The following is a 17,124-nucleotide window of genomic DNA, read 5'->3' on the forward strand; positions in this document are numbered from 1 at the left end:
TCTATGAAAAAACTTTTGGTCGTTGTTGGTGCTGGTGCTTCCTTGGATTTCGGAATGCCCTCTGTGAAGGAAGTTGATAAGTGTTTTCAAACTTGGGCCAAAAAGGTGGCTCCGTTAGTAGAAGATAATAATAAGAGTTTTTATGATTGGGTAAAGGAGAAACTTGTAAACTATTCTTCAAGAAACTCTAAAATCAGAATGGATTCTTTAATAAACTTTGAAAGCGTCCTTTTTACTCTTCAGAACTTAGCGTCCATTTATGATGGAGATCATTGGAATGGCTCAAACCATAGATTAAGGCCTTTCATAGAGCTTGACAACTTGCCTGTTATTGATGGGCATAGAGGTACGAAAACAGCAGATGGATTTGATTTACATCATCTACAATCACGTCTAACAGATGACTTACTGTCGTTATTCAGAAAAAAATGTAGTGCGCTAAATAAAAATAGATTTGTTGAGCTTAATAAGCTTCGGTCGTTTTTTGAAGCTTTAAGAGGAGAGTTTAAGATATCATTCATAAACTTAAATTATGACAATGTTATCCTCTCTACATTACCCGACTTAGAGACTGGTTTCAATACAGAATCAGGTCTATTCGAAAGACAAAGGTTGTTTAACTCAGATTGGAATTTCTGCTATCATGTCCATGGTTCTGTTCATTTTGACATGGTTGGAGGGGATGGAGTTGAAATGCATAAGATTCTGTGGAATAGTGACTTAACTTCAAATTTCAGAGGTAATTCATCTGGTCGAAACTCAAACTATACATCAGAGGGGCTTGGTCATTTGAATTCGAGTATTATAACTGGACTTGACAAAGCAAACCAGCTCATGAGGGAGCCATTTGGTTCTTATTTTATGAGATTGGATCAAGTTATTTACGAATCCGATGCATTACTTTTCATGGGTTATGGTTTTGCGGATGCTCATTTAAATAAAACATTTCCATTTGTTAGATATGATTCACATAAAAAAAGGAAAGTTGCAATAATCGATTGGGCTTCAGATAAAGAGGATGGCTTAAATCACAGGCATGACAGTTGGACACATGGTGTTTTCCAAGCAATACCATACAATAGTTTTGAGATGGGTGATGGAATAAGTCGTATTCCCAAACCTGTCGTTCACTATAAGAATGAACGTACACTCGAGAAATCCAGTAACCCACAGTACCCTCTCGCCATATGGTATAATGGTGTTTCAGAGGCTTGTGAATATCCAGATCGAATCATTAAGGAGTTGATATAGAGATCAATCAATTAATGCTGTAATTCTCTTTTCGGAATATATATAATTCCGATTTCGCTATTTTAAATATATCCAATATATTTGACTACGGGATTATGATTTTAAATGAAAACAAACTGATATCACTCATTTCAGAGCCTTTTATTAATAAGGCCGAAATTGCTGCATCGATTTATGAAAGCGAAATAGCAGCTCAAAAATTGACCAGAGAATCAGCGAGGAAGCGATTGCAAACGAAACTTAGCAAGCAAGTACAGTTCACAAAAGAAGAGTTAGAGAGCTTGGAGCATCTTTGTATGGGATTTCAAGAAAAGCTGAATGATGTCAAGTACCAAGCTTCTTCGTTTAAAGATGGACATTATGCAACTGACGGAAAGAAAGAGTTTCGGATTGTTCATTTAGATATATCCTTCTCAGATTTGGTTAAAGTCGTTGACCTAGAAGGTAATTTATTGGAGGTTCCGTTTGGGGGTGTGAAACCAATAATTCTAAATGATGACTGGGTTAAGAAACTAGGACTTAAAAAGGATTCAAAATTAATGACTGACCGTCTTAAGGATTGGTACTTAAGAAAAACGTCTTATACATACTACATTACTGGAGAGTTGAAGTCAGGTGGTGAAAACCCAGTACTTTCTCTTTCATATGTCCATGAACTACAGTTTTGGTTTAAGGGATTAACTGGTCAAGAGCTCTTTATAAAGAATTAAGGCAACCCTAAATGCCACACACATGCGCCAGCAAAGCGTGTCACATAAGTGTGCCATTGCCTTCCCTCCTACGTGACTAATTGGCCAGACGCTGCTTAGAATAAAATACCTCTGCTGAACCCCAAGCTATGTTAACATAAAACTGAGGACATTATATAACAATCATAGTGTTTTGCGGCCACGCAGAGGTTTACATAAGATCAGTTATCGTCACTCCAGTGCGATAACGGTAATGATCTTATGTAAAAGCAAAACACGGCCAGCACCGCCAACCACTTGTTATATAATTCTATATTATATTAATCCCGATGTCTCGGGAACCGAACGCTCTCGTTTTCCATTGAAGCTCTTGATTCTCGTTAAGCGAGATCAATGCGAGCCATTGTTACCCCGAAACTTCGGGGTTAGTTTTATATTAAATAGCCGCTTCGGCCAGCGCTCTAACCAACGCTACCCAGCCCTGTCCCGAACTCGGCTATTTTATTCTACCCACCCGCTGTGTCTGTTCCAGCCAATAGCCTGTGGGTCGATTTGTTGCTGTTCAGTAGCTTTCAGTGAACGCTCAAGCCACTGGGCTTTCACTTTCTGTCTTGAAACAAAAAGTAAACAAAGAGTTCAAGAAGGAATAATCGGCCAGCCGCACGATGCGGACGCTGCTCCGCGATTCTGTCAGGCCAAGCACTTTTTAAACTTGATTTCTACTTAATATAATATTTATCCAAAATTCTTCACCAATGAATTCGGTTGGTATTCGTATTCCTTAATGGCCTTATTGCAAGCATCAATTACGATTTGCTTATCATACTCATTTATACTATTTGAAATGACGTTATTCGAATTTTCATTCCCTTTGATATATATAATGTGTAATCGATCAGCCATGTGTTTCAAGATCATTATCACCTTGTTTTCAAGAGATTTCGGTATTCTTCCTCGATTGACTCGATAAGCATCCTTTACAAGATATTCTAAGAAATGAGATGGTAATGGCAAATCATTTTTAAGCTTCCAATCTTTCAATAACACAATGATTTGCTTTTGTACATTTGAAAACTTGTTTTGCATGAGCTTGGTCAAATCAGTTTTCTGAATCGTTGAATTGTCAATTAGAAATCCCTTTTTATTGACAAATAAATAGCCGGAACTACTATTCTCCTTTGAAAGTTTGTAGGGTGCAAAGTCTATCCAGGATTCTAAATCTCCAACTTCAACACAAACTCCGATTGATCTTTTTTGCTTCCTGACATCAATGATACTCAGTACTCCGATTCTTTTTTTGAAGAATCTGTACACCTCATCATACATTTCTTCATTATTCGGAAAGCTCTTAGGATGAAACGGAACAGCAATATCAAAGTCATATGAATCATGTAGTGCTGTCCCCTTTTCAGTAGATCCATGTGGAATTAGCTCACCACTGATTTTATCTTTAAACTGTTTAGTAAATTCACTACATATTTTATTGGCAGCTTTTTCCAAGCTTTTAAACTGGGGATCTGATTTGTCTAACATTAGCAAACCTGAGAAGGCGAATAAGTGAGCATTAAGATCAATTGGTTGTTCTAAGGAATTTTGATAGTCCCTTACTGCTCCAATTCCGAATCCAGCAAGCCCCCCTAATGCTGCACCTTTTCCTGCTGAAGCTAAGAATTCACCCCACTTGAATTTTTGATCGGGATCTTGATCCATCTCATTCAATTGTTTCATTAAATTCAAAAAAGCATTTCCTAATCCACAGATTATTGCACCAGTTTTAGCATACGAGGTTTTTTTCATAGTCTATTTTCCTTCATCTAGTTCAAAATTTATTGCATCAGCATAGGCACCTAAGTCAATGGCAGCAACTGTCCCAATAGTCTGTTGAAGATATCTCATTAACTGAAAGAAAAATGACACAAGTGAGTTTTCCGCTTTGCTAAAAGTCATTTTATCATACGTCCTTGTATCGTAGTAGTTAGTAATCCTCTCTTGCAGGTTATTAATATTCAAATCCTCATCCCCCTCGTATTCAATATAAAATGCACCAAATCCAATAGCACAACCCATATCAATGGATTGAATTCCACTTAGAGATTCAAATTGTTTTTCTAAGGTCTCACTTTTTGCAATTGTATTTTCACTGGCCAGTATACCCCCTATTATTTTAGTTAAAGCTCTTGGAGGAAAAGGTCTACCCCTATCAATAATATTGGTTGAAGTACGGTGTAGCTTTCTAACACTTTCAATTTTTCTGCCAGCGTACTCTATATAATTAATCGACTTATCCTTAACCTTCACTGAACCTTTAAAGTCAGGCTTAACCTCAAATATGGCATAGACGCCTTCAGCCGGCACATAATGAATTCCATTTTGAGTAAAAACGAAAGGAGTGTACTGCTGATCATATATTACTAGATCAATTTGATCGCTGAGTTGCCCTTTACTATCAATTATAATTGCCTTATCAACACAATATCTATTGGGTAAATACTTTTTAAGCCACTCAATCCAAACATTTTCTAATGAGTCACCTTTTGAACCAGGATGATCAATAAACTCACGGTTGGTATTCAATTGAGCCAGCATTTGCTTCTGCAATCCTTCAAATAGATCCGGTAAAATGATTTTTTTGTTACTCATTTCATGCTTCATTGAAAGGTTTGGTAGGTTTCATTTCTTTAATCAATTCAATTGAGTCTTCCGGATTCACTTTCGAATCAGGGAAGGCTTGTAATACGATTGAAGGTACAAGCCTCTGTATCAAATCAGAAAAAGTGAATCCATAATCCCTAGAATCACAATTACCAGTCAATTCAACTATCTTCTCAATTTGACTTTTGTTGAAACCAAGCTCTGAAAGAGGTGCATTCAACACTGCTCTTCTTTGATCTTCATTCGGTCTTTGAAACTTTAGTATTTCGGCCGCACGTCTTTTTATTGCAGGATCAAGCGAGTTCAGCCGATTTGTACACATTATAACAGCTGCGGGTACTTTGCCATTACCTAATCGATCAACTCCTCTTATGAAAGCATTAACACCTGCTTTATCTTCATGGTGCATTTGTGAGTTTTCTCTACTTTGAGCCAATGCATCCGCTTCATCAACTAACAATATTACAGCACCTCTTGCCTTGGAGTCGGACGATTTTAATTTACTTGCTCTCTGATATGTTTCTTCAAAAGCAGAAGAAATCAACTGTGTCATTTGACCGACCCTTCCCTCTCCTCTACTTGATAAACTTAAAGGCAAAAGTGTTATACCAATTTTCTCTTCTCTCGCAACATAATCTCCAATCGTTGAAGCTAATTCACTTTTACCCGAACCAACATCCCCCTCAAGAACTATCAAAGGTGGTCTTTTGAGAACCGAGCTCAAAACCATAGAAGCCTCTGGGTGATATTTATTTTTCCAACTTTCAAGGGACGCAGGATTTATTAGAAGTGTAAGGATCTTACTTAATCTCTGCTTATAATCATCAAGCCCAACTAAATCATTAAATCTTTCACGATAGTCAAGATCAGGATAACTAATTGCTTGTTCAAATACATTTTCCATATTAAAAAGACTTTAAGCTAGACCTATCCAAACCTTTTCCTCCAGAATAATATGATCTATCATTTGAAAAATATCCGTCAGTATTTGGGTAATCAGCTCCAGTCCGCTGAAATGGCAAGTTTGAATTAAACTTATCTTGCTCGTCAGATGAAGCGTTAAAGTAGGCCTGTGACTGACTTAAGTAACTGTAAAAGGAAGCTCCTGATATATCAGCACCTGGACGAATTTTTCCCGGGTCATCATCCACACCAGAATTAGCAAGCTCTTTCGCTGTGTACTTCAAGGTTGGTTCAATCCATTTGTTATTTCTTTTGAAACCGTAAGTAACGTGTTCCAAATAACCGCTTTTCAAAAAACTGATAATCTCTTTTTCGAATTGGTCAATTTTAAGATCACTAGGGCTTCCATAAAACCTTTGCATTCTTTTCAAATCAGTAGCCACTTTCGCTGCAAGCTGCTTTGCATGGGTTTCTGTAAATGAATGACTATATGTATAACTACTCATAATGCTTGTTTTTAAACTTGAAATGTTGGACCAAAGACTTTTTGCCAGTAATAAATTGTTTTCTCTTTTGTAGGGGCTGCTAGTGCTGCATCAATGGCATCTCCTGCATCAAGAGCTGCATCGACAATTGCATCAGCTTGTAATGATGTATAAAGCTTTGAGGCATTATTTTTTTCATTGACAGGGTCTATCATTCTGACCGGATCCGAGAAAGCTCCAATCTTATTGAGTGGATAATAATCAGCGAAAGCAATTTGCTCTCTAATATCTGATTTGGCTATATATGTAAAGAACGTTTGAAGAGCTTCAGGATAGTCTGAAAAGTTGACCCCATCATCTGCCAACTTCGATAGTATTAATTCTATCATAAAAGACTTGAATTTAAAATCACTCCTTTCCTGCTTAAGGTTCCTTGCCCAATATTTTGCGAGCCTCACAACTTGTGCAAAATGAGTTTGATTCTCTGATTTTCTCCTTCTTATGAACTCTAGGTGTCTAGGAATGCAGGTTTTAAGAAATGAACCATCATCCTGACTCACTAAATTTCCGTACCATTCTGGATCGCCATCATAAAGAATAGGTACCACATCAATATCCAAACCGGTTCCACGAAAAGAAATAGTAACTGAATATGTCTGCGGTTTAACCTGATCTGGACTAATGTTAGGATATATTTTTCTGAGTCGTGCAGCCAAATAATCAAGTAGCTTGATAATATCATCTGGTGCATTGGCCCCTGATATATAACAAGCCATATCAATATCATTTAGTGTCTTTAAGGCGGTTCCTTTCGCCAAACTCCCTGAAAGAAGTATTTTTCTCAATTCAAAATCATCATGTTCTGATAAGTACCCATCAACTTTTTCCCGCACTCTTCGCGCTTGATCACGAAATATTGAAGCTTTATCTTTTGGTAGGTTTACTTTTTCCTCAGCAAACTTTAGAATGTCTTTATGGTCTACATGGTTCCTGCTCATTTTTCTTTCCTCACTCCTTTAAATGGTTTACCATCTTGTTTAACATCCATAAATTTTCCTGTCGAAGAATCACGTTTAACCCATTGATCTGTTTTAGGATTAAGAATTTGAGACCGTCCTTTAACAGCCCCTTTTCTGGCATTATCGCCATAAGGTTTGTTAGTAGCCATATTTTAGCTTTTTAAAGTGAAGGTAAACTGAGGGAGTTGTAAAATGTGTGTTTGTATAATACCTAGATAGTACTACATTTGCAGCTCTTAAACTTATCCATTCAGGATATACCAAAATAATTTAGAGACTAGTTGCAGCTAGTCTCTTTTTGTTCAACAATGGTAATGCCATAAAACATTTCACACTAAATAATATGCTTTTGATATACAATATCAGTCATTATGTCACGTTTTAATCCAAAAACTTCTTGGTTGTCATTTAATGGCATGACAAAACGTGATATTGTCAGGTTGCAAAAAAGTAGTAATGTGTTAAGAAGGATTGTTAAAAGATGAATCTTGATTTTGACTAGACGCTAGACAACAATAGAATATTTCTTCACCCATGTGAAATCTACCTTTATCTTAACTAATTCCACACCCATTCTCGTGCAAGCACTTCACAAAAGTGTGTCATTCCTCCCCTCCTTTATGGCTAATTGGCCAGACGCTGCTTAGAATAAAATACCCCTGCTGCCCCGAGACTTCGGGGCCAAGCTATGTAACCCCGATCTTCATCGGGGCAGGCTATAAAACTGTGAACATTATATTAATCCCGATGTCTCGGTAACCGAATGCTCTCGTCTTTTATTGAAGTTCTTGGACCTCCTTAAGAGAGATCAATCCGATCGAGCCATTGTTGCCCCGAGACTTCGGGGTTAGTTTTATTTTAAATAGCCGCCCTGTTCCAAAGCTGCTATTTTATTCTACCCGCCCAATTTCTTCTAGTCATTATAGTCAAATTAAGTCGTTTAAAAGTAACTTAAACTACTGTCCCATTTTTTGGGGTATCATCAATGATTAAACTATTTTAAGAGAGCAGAAATCTTTAGTTTGAAATGACATTCGTTATAACCCGTGCGCTTGTAATGATCTAAATCCGAGACTTATTGGACAACACGCAAAAAGTGCTGTTCATAAGCGAGTTGCAATTTGTAAATGATATGAGAGAAGTATTCGAAAGGAATATCAAAGATTATAAGAGTAGCATACAGGCAACAGAAAAACAACTTAATACAATCTCAATTGCCAGAGTAGTCTCATTCATTTCCTCGATAATCATAATTATAGTATTGGCTGACAGAGGCTTAGTGACTTCTCTTTTTCTAGCCATACCCCTTTTGGTATTAGTCTTTGGTATGCTCACCAAGCGGTATAATCAGGTCGTGTATCAAAAGAAACATCTACTCTATCTAATAGAGGTCAACGAATCGGAAATTGAGCGGCTATTCAATAAACTTGCTGACACGGGTCAGGTATCTCTGCCATTGAATCGCACACATTTCTATGCGGCTGACCTTGACATCTTTGGTGCTCATTCGCTCTATGGTCTGCTCAATAGAACAACCACTGAATCTGGTTGCCAATTGCTTGCTGAATGGCTTTCAGAACCTGCCTCGAAACCCATTGTATTAGAAAGGCAGCAAGCTGCTAAAGAACTTTCTCCAAAAATTGCTTGGCGACAAGAATTTCAAGCCTCGGGTATGCATTATACTAATGCCAAAAGTGACTATAACCGATTGTTGACATGGGCTGAAACACCAGTCAGATTACTTCCAAAAACAAGATATTACTTAATCTTAAGTATAGTTATGGCGGTGCTCACAACCTCCTCCGGGTTCTATTACTTCATTCATGCCTTTTCATCGGATTGGTATGTGTATTTTCTTCCCTTCGGACTATTTCTGGCGATCAACTATCGCATTATCAAAAGCGTTAAACCCATTGCTGAAGAAATAATCGACAGCACGCATAGGAATGTCAAAACGCTGAAAGGATACTCTTCACTTATTACAAGCATACAATCAGGCATCTTCGAATCGGGGCTACTTAAAAGACTTCAATCGGAACTAAAAAAAGACAATCAGGATGCAGCATATGAAATCAGAAAGCTGAGTCAGATTCTTGGGGTTTTTCAGCTAAGAGGTACCAAACTTGATCTGATGGGCGGTAATAAATTCTACCCTCCGATAAACCTCATGTGGTTAATAGACATTTACTGGATACTTCAAACCGAAAAATGGAAAGAAAAAAACCGGCCTTATTTAAGTGACTGGATTAATGTTACTAGTGAGTTTGAAGCGCTTAATAGCTTGGCAGGATATACCTATGCAAATCCGGATTATGTTTTTCCAGAAATTAAAGACGAGCCCTATCAAATCAGTTTTAAAAGTCTGGGACACCCATTAATTAACAGCGAAAAACGCGTTTCGAGCGATTTCCAACTCTGTGGTCAAGGTGAAATAGGTATGATTACTGGTTCCAATATGGCAGGAAAGAGCACTTTTCTCAGAGCTGTGGGTATTAACCTTGTGCTCGCTCTCACCGGAGCACCTTGCTGTGCGAGGTCTGGAAGCATATCACACATGAAGATTTTCACCAGTATGCGTACAGAAGACAACCTTGAAGAGGGTGTCTCATCATTCTACGCAGAACTGCAGCGCATTGAGCAATTACTAAAACTTATCCAGAGTGGAGAACCCATATTCTTTCTACTAGACGAAATGTTCAAGGGTACAAACTCGAAGGACAGATATAAGGGGGGTGTTTCATTGGTTAAACAACTTAATGAACTTAATGCATTCGGCTTGATCTCCACACATGATCTGGAACTAGCGAAGCTCTCAGGAGACCATATCCATATGTCCAATTACAGTTTCAACAGCCGTATTGTGAATGGGGAAATGACCTTTGACTATGCGCTGACCAATGGAATCTGTAAAGATTTTAATGCGAGTGAGTTAATGAAAAGGAGTGGTATTAAAATATTATCAGAATTTGATTGACCTCACCAATATATCTTGTGCTTTGTTATTGCGGGTCACATCTGGTCAAAGTCCTTGCGATTGTAAGTGCAAGGCAAATCAAAATACAGTATAACATCCATTAATTTTTCTGCATGAACTAACTATCCATCATTATATTATCTTGCGAAAGTTTTCAAAACAGGTCATTTAGCATGAGGCGGAAAATTCCAGAATCAACACTACCAAAACTCAATCGTTCGCAAATGATTACTTCCGAAGGCTTTCAAAAATTAAGGGAAGAACATGATCATTTATGGCGGATTGAACGTCCAGATGTTACTGCTAAGGTTTCATGGGCTGCAAGTTTGGGAGATCGTTCAGAAAATGCCGATTACCATTACAACAAAAAGCGTCTTCGGGAAATTGATAATCGCCTTCGTTATTTGCGTAAGTGTATTGATGATTTTAAAATTATCGAGTACCACCCCAACCAAGAAGGAAAAGTCAGTTTTGGTGCTTGGGTAGAAATTAAAAACGAAGCAAAAGGTCTTCAAAATCGTTTTCGTATTGTGGGCTACGAAGAGTTAATTGGTAACAAAAATTATATCTCCATGGACTCCCCAATGGCTAAAGCGCTTCTTGATAAAACTGTTGGAGATGAAGCTATAGTTAAAACCAAAATGGGTGATTTTGTATGGAAAATTCTTAAAATAGAGTACCAGAAGTAGTATAACCAAAATAGATTTCAGGCTATCTTTTATCCTATTATTTTTCAACTACCTTCTAGCTCATATGGATGATTACTTCGTTTTATAAGACAAGTGTGACAGCTCTGATTCATACACATGAATGAACATCACTTTGGAATTGAAACACATCCTTCCGATACATTATTACCAGATAGTGCATGAGTTAATAGATAGCGATTAAAACCAACTAATGGCGCCATATACACCAGCAGTGTCACATAAGTGCGCAACCTTCCCTGCGGGCTGGCTACTGGCTAAATTGATCTACCAGATCAATTTTTAACGCTCGTCCCCCCATAAGCTTGGCTTCCGCTCAAGCAGTCAAACACAATGATGTCTTTGGAAGACAAAGTTCGGTCTGCTAAAAAGTAAGCAAAAGTCAATTGTACTTCTTGAGACCAACGAGAACCTTCGAGGCATATCCTATCTTGATGATATTTATCAAGCGATTCACAAAAAGCAGGTTTTAGAACTAAGCTACCAATCTTTTAAAGCAAGAACCCCAAATAAAATAAACCTGCATCCCTACCTGCTTAAAGAGTATAGAAACCGATGGTTTGTTCTAGGTAAGAAGGGTGCAAGTGAGCCACTTATTACTTTGGCATTGGACAGAATAAAAGACATTTCAATTGCTGCGAATCTCACATATGATGAGAATAAGGAATTTGATCCTGAGACTTATTACAAGGATGTAATTGGCGTTACAGTTGAACGTAACAGAAGACCTCAGAAAATTCATTTGAGAGTAGATCGTAAAAATGCTCCCTATTTGATTACCAAACCCTTACATAGTTCTCAAGAGGTGATTTCTACTTCTAAACTGGGGATTGAAATTACAATAAACGTTCAGATCAATTTTGAGTTGGAAAGAGAAATATTGGGCTTTGGGGAATCCATTGAGGTGATCAAACCAGAGAAATTAAGAAGCCGAATTCTCTCAAAGCTCAAAACAGCTGTTGGTGTTTATGAAACCAATAATGAATGATAGTACTTACAAGACCCAGCCCAAAATTCCACACACATTTGTCATCCGCTCAAAGCCCCACACAATCCAAGGATGCCAAAAGAGTGTTTTATCTTAGCCCATTAAAAAACTCTTTTCTCTCTCGCACACATAGGATTTCCAGTAATCCGGAAAGTATATTTACTCAATTAGAACTGCAATTAGTGAAGTTAGGGCGGTTAGCGTCCGTTAAGCCAGAGTTATTTGAAAATTCGTAACAATTGAACACACCAGCCACATCCCATCCAGTCAAATCTTGATTAAAAGTAGAAGCTCCTTCGAACATATACAACATCTCATTGACGTTGCTCACATCCCAGTTCGCTATATTCTGATTAAAAGCGGAAGCATTACGGAACATACTGCTCATAGTGTAGACATTGCTCACATCCCAACTCCCGATATCCTGATTAAATGCATAATTATTAAAGAACATACCGCCCATATCAGTGACATTGCTCACATTCCAGCCTCCTATATCCTGATTAAATACTCTGGTATTAGAAAACATATTCCTCATCTTAGTAACGTTGTTCACATCCCACCCCCCTATATCCTGATTAAAGGCTACGGCTTGATTGAACATACCGCTCGTATTAAGAACATTGCTCACATTCCAGCCTCCTATATCCTGATTAAAGGCTACGGCTTGATTGAACATACCGCTCATATTAACAACATTGCTCACATTCCAGCTTCCTATATCCTGATTAAATACTCTGGCATTAAAAAACATACTCATCATGTTAGTGACACTGCTCACATCCCAATCCCCTATATACTGGTTGAAAACGGAAGTACCAACAAACATACCGCTCATATCAGCAACATTGCTCACGTTCCAGCCTCCTATATTCTGATTAAAAGAAGCAGCACTATAGAACATGTCACTCATGTCAGTAACATTGCTCACATCCCAATCCCCTATATCCTGATTAAAAACAGAAGTACCAATGAACATACCACTCATATCAGTGACATTGCTCACATTCCAGCCTCCTATATCCTGATTAAAAACAGTAGCACTATTGAACATACCGCTCATATCAGTGACATTGCTTACATCCCAGCTTCCGATATCCTGATTAAATACATAATTATTAAAGAACATACCTCCCATATCAGTGACATTGCTCACATCCCAGCCTCCTATATCCTGATTAAATACTCTGGCATTAGCAAACATACCCCTCATGTTAGTAACACTGCCCACATCCCAATCCCCTATATACTGGTTGAAAGGTGAAGTAACACTAGCAGCTCCACTTACCAAGAACATATTCTTCATATCGGTGACTTTGCTCACATTCCATTTACTAATATCTCCGTTAAAGGCTAAAGCTTCTTGGAACATGCTGCTCATATCAGTGACATTGTTAACATTCCAATTCCCTATGTCCTGATTGAAAGCTTCTGCTTCTTGAAACATATGGCTCATAAGAGTAACATTGCCAACATCCCACATTCCTATATCCTTGTTAAAAACAGAAGCACCATGGAACATATGGCTCATAAGAGAGACTTTACTGACGTCCCAATCACTAATATCTCCGTTAAAAACAGGAGTATTTCGGAACATATCATTCATATTGGTTACATTGCTTACATTCCAATTGTTTAAGTCACCATTAAAATTCGGGCAATCAGCAAACATCCATGCCACGCTGGTTACCCTTGATAAATCGGGCGCATCTGAAGCGTTTTCTACCACATTGGGAGAAGAAAGAAATGCACGAATCATGGTTTCCCATTCAATATTACCCCACTGATCAATGGATATTAATTGTTTTGCCCCATTTGTTAAGATGGCTGGAAAGGTGCCTGTGATCGCTACTTGATGATCTCCAGGACTGGTATAAGTGTGACTTATGTCCGAGTAGTATGAACCAGTTGGGTTATTCTCTCTTATTCCATCACCCCAATCCACTTGGTAGTCGTATGTCAGGCCTTCATGAATGCGAAAACTAATCGTTTCATTGGCTGTCGTGGTTCTCCATGTAGTAATAAAAGGAATGCTGCCTTCTTCCACATCAGTCACGGAGATGGTGATTGATGCTGAGGCAGTTAATTCTGCATCAGCAACTGAAACAGTCACCGAGAAGCCGGAAGCGTCTTCAAAGTCCAAGTATTTACCATCTGCAAGGCTTAATTCTCCAGTGGTCTCATCTATTTCAAATAAACCTGAGAAATCTCTATCACCATTTATTTCTACTGTTTCTGTAATGGAAAAACTAATTTCATCTTCATCAGGGTCACTGGCTTGCACTACACCAATAATAATATTGTCATCAATGTCCTCTGCTGCAGAGAAGGACTGATTGGTTATTGTCGGAGCTTTATTTTCCTCAACATCTACTACCATTATGGTGATTGATGCTGAGGCAGTTAATTCTGCATCAGCAACTGAAACAGTCACCGAGAAGCCGGAAGCATCTTCAAAGTCCAAGTATTTACCGTCTGCAAGGCTTAATTCTCCAGTGGTCTCATCTATTTCAAATAAACCCGAGAAATCTCTATCACCATTTATTTCTACTGTTTCTGTAATGGAAAAACTAATTTCATCTTCATCAGGGTCACTGGCTTGCACTACACCAATAATAATATTGTCATCAATGTCCTCTGCTGCAGAGAAGGACTGATTGGTTATTGTAGGAGCTTTATTTTCCGGTACTTTTTCATCATCACTGCCACAGGCCGAAACAAATAGAACTAGTATTAATAATAATACAAACAGTAGTTTTGAAGGAGCAACATTTTTCATTAAGTAAAAATAACACCGAATTTTTTACGGATCACAAAAAATGATAATTATAATTCTTTAAATACCATTTGAATGAAGCTTAATCAGCATTTGATTTATGCTTTGCCATTGGCTCAAATCCTTGGCCAACCCTAAGATGTAAAAAGAATACGTCTCCCTTGCCCAATGGGAAAACCTTTTCTTCCTCTTATAAGGAAAAGTGATCAGTTCCTTTCTCAATCTCTAGACTATGTAACACAAAACTGTGGATTTTATGCAAAAACCCTTAATTAATCGGATTTGAATTTATTCCACTAGTCAAGGATTAGGCCGCAATTTCTTTATTTCCCACACTTAGGATTTCCAGTAATCCGGAAAGTATATTTACTCAATTAGAACTGCAATTAGTGAAGTTAGGATTATGAGCGTCTAACATGCCAGAATTTTCTGAAAATCTTGAGCAATAGATTACCTTTACCACGTTCCACTGGTTCAAATCTTGATTGAAAGATAAAGCAGACTCGAACATGTCGCTCATTTTAGTGACATTGCTAACATTCCAGCTCCCTAAATCCTGGTTAAAAACAGAAGCACCATTGAACATACCTCCCATATCAATGACATTGTGCACATCCCAGCCCCCAATATCTTGATTGAATGCTTTAGCATCCCAGAACATTTGGCTCATATCAATGACATTGCTTACATCCCAACCCCCTATATCTTGATTAAAACCTTGAGCAAAACTGAACATACTGCTCATATCAGTGACATTGCTTACATCCCAACCCTCTATATCGCCATTAAAAGCTATAGCAGCACTGAACATTTTATTCATACTGGTCACATTGCTTACACTCCACTGGCTCAGGTCTTGATTGAAAACTACAGCTTCATAGAACATATTATTCATGTTAGTAACATTACTCACATCCCAACCCCCTATATCCTGATTGAAAACAGAAGCACCATTGAACATACCTCCCATATCAATGACATTGTGCACATCCCAGCCCCCAATATCTTGATTGAATGCTGAAGTAGCACCTGCAATACCTTTCTGGGAGAACATTCCGCCCATATGAGTGACGTTGCTCACATCCCAACTCCCTATACCTCCATTAAAAGCGATAGCATCGGAGAACATGCTGCTCATGTTAGTGACATTGCTCACATCCCAATCACTAATATTTCCATTAAAATAAGTAGCATTATAGAACATTTCGCTCATATCAATGACATTACTGACGTTCCAATTGCTGAGGTCTTTAGTAAAATCACTAACACTAAACATACCCCGCATATTGGTGACACTGCTCACATCCCAATCCCCAATTTCCAGACGGGAACTTTTGACACCACTGAACATAAAGCTCATATCGGTAACATTGCCAACATCCCAATTGCTGATATTCGCATTAACAACTCGAACACCACTGAACATATAGCTCATATTTGTGACCTTGCTAACATCCCATTTCCCTAGGTCTCCACTAAGAGTAGAAGGAATCCAATAATAATAATTCATTTTGAACATACCTTTCATATTGGTTACGTTGCTCACATCCCAATCACTAATATCTCCTTTAAAAAGGTTAGCATAATGGAAGGTCTCGCTCATATCAGTGATGTTGCTCACATCCCAGTTGTTTAAATCACCGTTAAAATTCAGGCAGCGGGAAAACATGCCAGCCATACTGGTTACCCTGGACAAATCGGGCGCATCTGAAGCATTTTCTAACACATTTGGAGAAGATGCAAAGGCAAGGTTCATGGTTTCCCATTCAATATCGCCCCATTGATCAATGGATATGATTTGTTTTGCCCCATTTGTTAAAATAGCTGGAAAGGTGCCTGTGATCGCTACCTGATAATCTCCTGGAGTGGCATAGGTGTGCACGGGCGAACCGGTTAGGTGACTCTCTATTGCCCCGTCACCCCAATCCACTTTGTAGTCATATGTAAGGCTACTATTTGTGAGAAAACTAATCGTTTCATTGGCCTCAGTGGTTCTCCAGGTAGTAAGAAAGGGAGTATCGTCCACATCAGTCACCGAGATGGTGATTGATGCTGAAGCAGTTAATTCTGCATCGGAAACTGAAACAGTCACCGAGAAGCCAGAAGCGTCTTCAAAGTCCAAGTATTTACCATCTGCAAGGCTTAATTCTCCAGTGTTCTCATCTATTTCAAATAAACCCGAGAAATCTCTGTCGCCATTTATTTCTACCGTTTCTGTAATGGAAAAACTAATTTCATCTTCATCGGGGTCACTGGCTTGCACTACACCAATAATAATATTGTCATCAATGTCCTCTGCTGCAGAGAAGGACTGATTGGTTATTGTAGGAGCTTTATTTTCCGGTACTTTTTCATCATCACTGCCACAGGCCGAAACAAATAGAACTAGTATTAATAATAATACAAACAGTAGTTTTGAAGGAGCAACATTTTTCATTAAGTAAAAATAACACCGAAATTTTTAAGGATCACAAAAAATGATAATTATAATTCTTTAAATGCTATTTTAATGAAACTTAATCAGCATTTGATTTATGTATTTGCTATTTCTATCACTTATCCAGAGCCAAGCATTGTAAGTCCTAAACACATAGGAACAGATCATCAAACTATAAGCTATATTTTAATTTTATCTCCTCGAAGCGGTTTGTATAAGATCCATTATACTCATCCCACCGCG

The 17,124-nt window shown here is 38.1% G+C and carries 13 protein-coding genes; 5 read left to right on the forward strand and 8 right to left on the reverse strand.

Annotated features, from left to right (window positions below; genetic code table 11):
• Nucleotides 1–3: 3 nt before the first annotated feature.
• Together ACXACJ_RS07570 and ACXACJ_RS07575 are read left to right on the forward strand one after the other, a co-directional pair.
• Complete coding sequence (locus ACXACJ_RS07570; protein ID WP_475133743.1) at nucleotides 4–1,251, forward strand: SIR2 family protein; 1,248 nt, start codon at nucleotides 4–6, stop codon at nucleotides 1,249–1,251.
• Nucleotides 1,252–1,346: 95 nt separating this feature from the next.
• Complete coding sequence (locus ACXACJ_RS07575; protein ID WP_475133744.1) at nucleotides 1,347–1,961, forward strand: hypothetical protein; 615 nt, start codon at nucleotides 1,347–1,349, stop codon at nucleotides 1,959–1,961.
• A gap of 714 nt (nucleotides 1,962–2,675) precedes the next feature.
• Here ACXACJ_RS07575 and ACXACJ_RS07580 read toward each other — a convergent pair.
• The 6 genes from ACXACJ_RS07580 to ACXACJ_RS07605 are packed head-to-tail and all read right to left on the reverse strand — an operon-like array spanning nucleotide 2,676 to nucleotide 7,148.
• Nucleotides 2,676–3,737: a nucleotidyltransferase family protein gene (locus ACXACJ_RS07580; protein ID WP_475133745.1), complete on the reverse strand. Its 1,062-nt coding sequence runs from the start codon at nucleotides 3,735–3,737 to the stop codon at nucleotides 2,676–2,678.
• A gap of 3 nt (nucleotides 3,738–3,740) precedes the next feature.
• Nucleotides 3,741–4,580, reverse strand: a complete 840-nt coding sequence (locus ACXACJ_RS07585; protein WP_475133746.1) for a DUF6602 domain-containing protein — start codon at nucleotides 4,578–4,580, stop codon at nucleotides 3,741–3,743.
• 1 nt (nucleotide 4,581) lies between these two features.
• Nucleotides 4,582–5,496 (reverse strand): AAA family ATPase, encoded by a 915-nt coding sequence (locus tag ACXACJ_RS07590; protein WP_475133747.1) that lies wholly within the window; start codon nucleotides 5,494–5,496, stop codon nucleotides 4,582–4,584.
• 1 nt (nucleotide 5,497) lies between these two features.
• Nucleotides 5,498–6,001, reverse strand: coding sequence for an HORMA-1 domain-containing protein (locus tag ACXACJ_RS07595; RefSeq protein WP_475133748.1), 504 nt, complete (start codon nucleotides 5,999–6,001; stop codon nucleotides 5,498–5,500).
• A gap of 11 nt (nucleotides 6,002–6,012) precedes the next feature.
• Nucleotides 6,013–6,978 (reverse strand): CBASS oligonucleotide cyclase, encoded by a 966-nt coding sequence (locus ACXACJ_RS07600; RefSeq protein WP_475133749.1) that lies wholly within the window; start codon nucleotides 6,976–6,978, stop codon nucleotides 6,013–6,015.
• Nucleotides 6,975–7,148 carry a hypothetical protein gene (locus ACXACJ_RS07605; RefSeq protein WP_475133750.1) on the reverse strand — a complete coding sequence of 58 codons (174 nt, stop codon included), beginning with the start codon at nucleotides 7,146–7,148 and terminating at the stop codon, nucleotides 6,975–6,977. Before ACXACJ_RS07605 ends, ACXACJ_RS07600 begins: the two co-directional genes overlap by 4 nt.
• 929 nt (nucleotides 7,149–8,077) lie before the next feature.
• Between ACXACJ_RS07605 and ACXACJ_RS07610 the strand changes: the two genes are divergently transcribed.
• The 3 genes from ACXACJ_RS07610 (at nucleotide 8,078) to ACXACJ_RS07620 (ending at nucleotide 11,668) form a co-directional block, all read left to right on the forward strand.
• On the forward strand, nucleotides 8,078–9,973 hold the full coding sequence (locus ACXACJ_RS07610; RefSeq protein WP_475133751.1) for a MutS-related protein: 1,896 nt from the start codon (nucleotides 8,078–8,080) through the stop codon (nucleotides 9,971–9,973).
• Nucleotides 9,974–10,197: 224 nt separating this feature from the next.
• On the forward strand, nucleotides 10,198–10,662 hold the full coding sequence (greB, locus tag ACXACJ_RS07615) for a transcription elongation factor GreB (protein WP_475133752.1): 465 nt from the start codon (nucleotides 10,198–10,200) through the stop codon (nucleotides 10,660–10,662).
• A gap of 457 nt (nucleotides 10,663–11,119) precedes the next feature.
• Nucleotides 11,120–11,668, forward strand: a complete 549-nt coding sequence (locus ACXACJ_RS07620; protein ID WP_475135076.1) for a helix-turn-helix transcriptional regulator — start codon at nucleotides 11,120–11,122, stop codon at nucleotides 11,666–11,668.
• A gap of 163 nt (nucleotides 11,669–11,831) precedes the next feature.
• Here the strand turns inward: ACXACJ_RS07620 and ACXACJ_RS07625 are convergent, their stop codons facing one another.
• Both ACXACJ_RS07625 and ACXACJ_RS07630 read right to left on the reverse strand, forming a co-directional pair.
• Nucleotides 11,832–14,447 carry a BspA family leucine-rich repeat surface protein gene (locus ACXACJ_RS07625; RefSeq protein ID WP_475133753.1) on the reverse strand — a complete coding sequence of 872 codons (2,616 nt, stop codon included), beginning with the start codon at nucleotides 14,445–14,447 and terminating at the stop codon, nucleotides 11,832–11,834.
• A gap of 367 nt (nucleotides 14,448–14,814) precedes the next feature.
• Nucleotides 14,815–16,881: a BspA family leucine-rich repeat surface protein gene (locus ACXACJ_RS07630; RefSeq protein WP_475133754.1), complete on the reverse strand. Its 2,067-nt coding sequence runs from the start codon at nucleotides 16,879–16,881 to the stop codon at nucleotides 14,815–14,817.
• Nucleotides 16,882–17,124 lie beyond the last annotated feature (243 nt).

It is taken from the genome of Roseivirga sp. AWQ4_251 (assembly GCF_056158225.1).

What these genes read in the sequence shown, in the direction of transcription:
- ACXACJ_RS07570 (WP_475133743.1), top strand. Translation starts at nt 4, where the DNA reads ATGAAAAAACTTTTGGTCGTTGTTGGTGCTGGTGCTTCCTTGGATTTC.
- ACXACJ_RS07575 (WP_475133744.1), top strand. Translation starts at nt 1,347, where the DNA reads ATGATTTTAAATGAAAACAAACTGATATCACTCATTTCAGAGCCTTTT.
- ACXACJ_RS07580 (WP_475133745.1), bottom strand. Translation starts at nt 3,737, where the DNA reads ATGAAAAAAACCTCGTATGCTAAAACTGGTGCAATAATCTGTGGATTA.
- ACXACJ_RS07585 (WP_475133746.1), bottom strand. Translation starts at nt 4,580, where the DNA reads ATGAGTAACAAAAAAATCATTTTACCGGATCTATTTGAAGGATTGCAG.
- ACXACJ_RS07590 (WP_475133747.1), bottom strand. Translation starts at nt 5,496, where the DNA reads ATGGAAAATGTATTTGAACAAGCAATTAGTTATCCTGATCTTGACTAT.
- ACXACJ_RS07595 (WP_475133748.1), bottom strand. Translation starts at nt 6,001, where the DNA reads ATGAGTAGTTATACATATAGTCATTCATTTACAGAAACCCATGCAAAG.
- ACXACJ_RS07600 (WP_475133749.1), bottom strand. Translation starts at nt 6,978, where the DNA reads ATGAGCAGGAACCATGTAGACCATAAAGACATTCTAAAGTTTGCTGAG.
- ACXACJ_RS07605 (WP_475133750.1), bottom strand. Translation starts at nt 7,148, where the DNA reads ATGGCTACTAACAAACCTTATGGCGATAATGCCAGAAAAGGGGCTGTT.
- greB (WP_475133752.1), top strand. Translation starts at nt 10,198, where the DNA reads ATGATTACTTCCGAAGGCTTTCAAAAATTAAGGGAAGAACATGATCAT.
- ACXACJ_RS07625 (WP_475133753.1), bottom strand. Translation starts at nt 14,447, where the DNA reads ATGAAAAATGTTGCTCCTTCAAAACTACTGTTTGTATTATTATTAATA.
- ACXACJ_RS07630 (WP_475133754.1), bottom strand. Translation starts at nt 16,881, where the DNA reads ATGAAAAATGTTGCTCCTTCAAAACTACTGTTTGTATTATTATTAATA.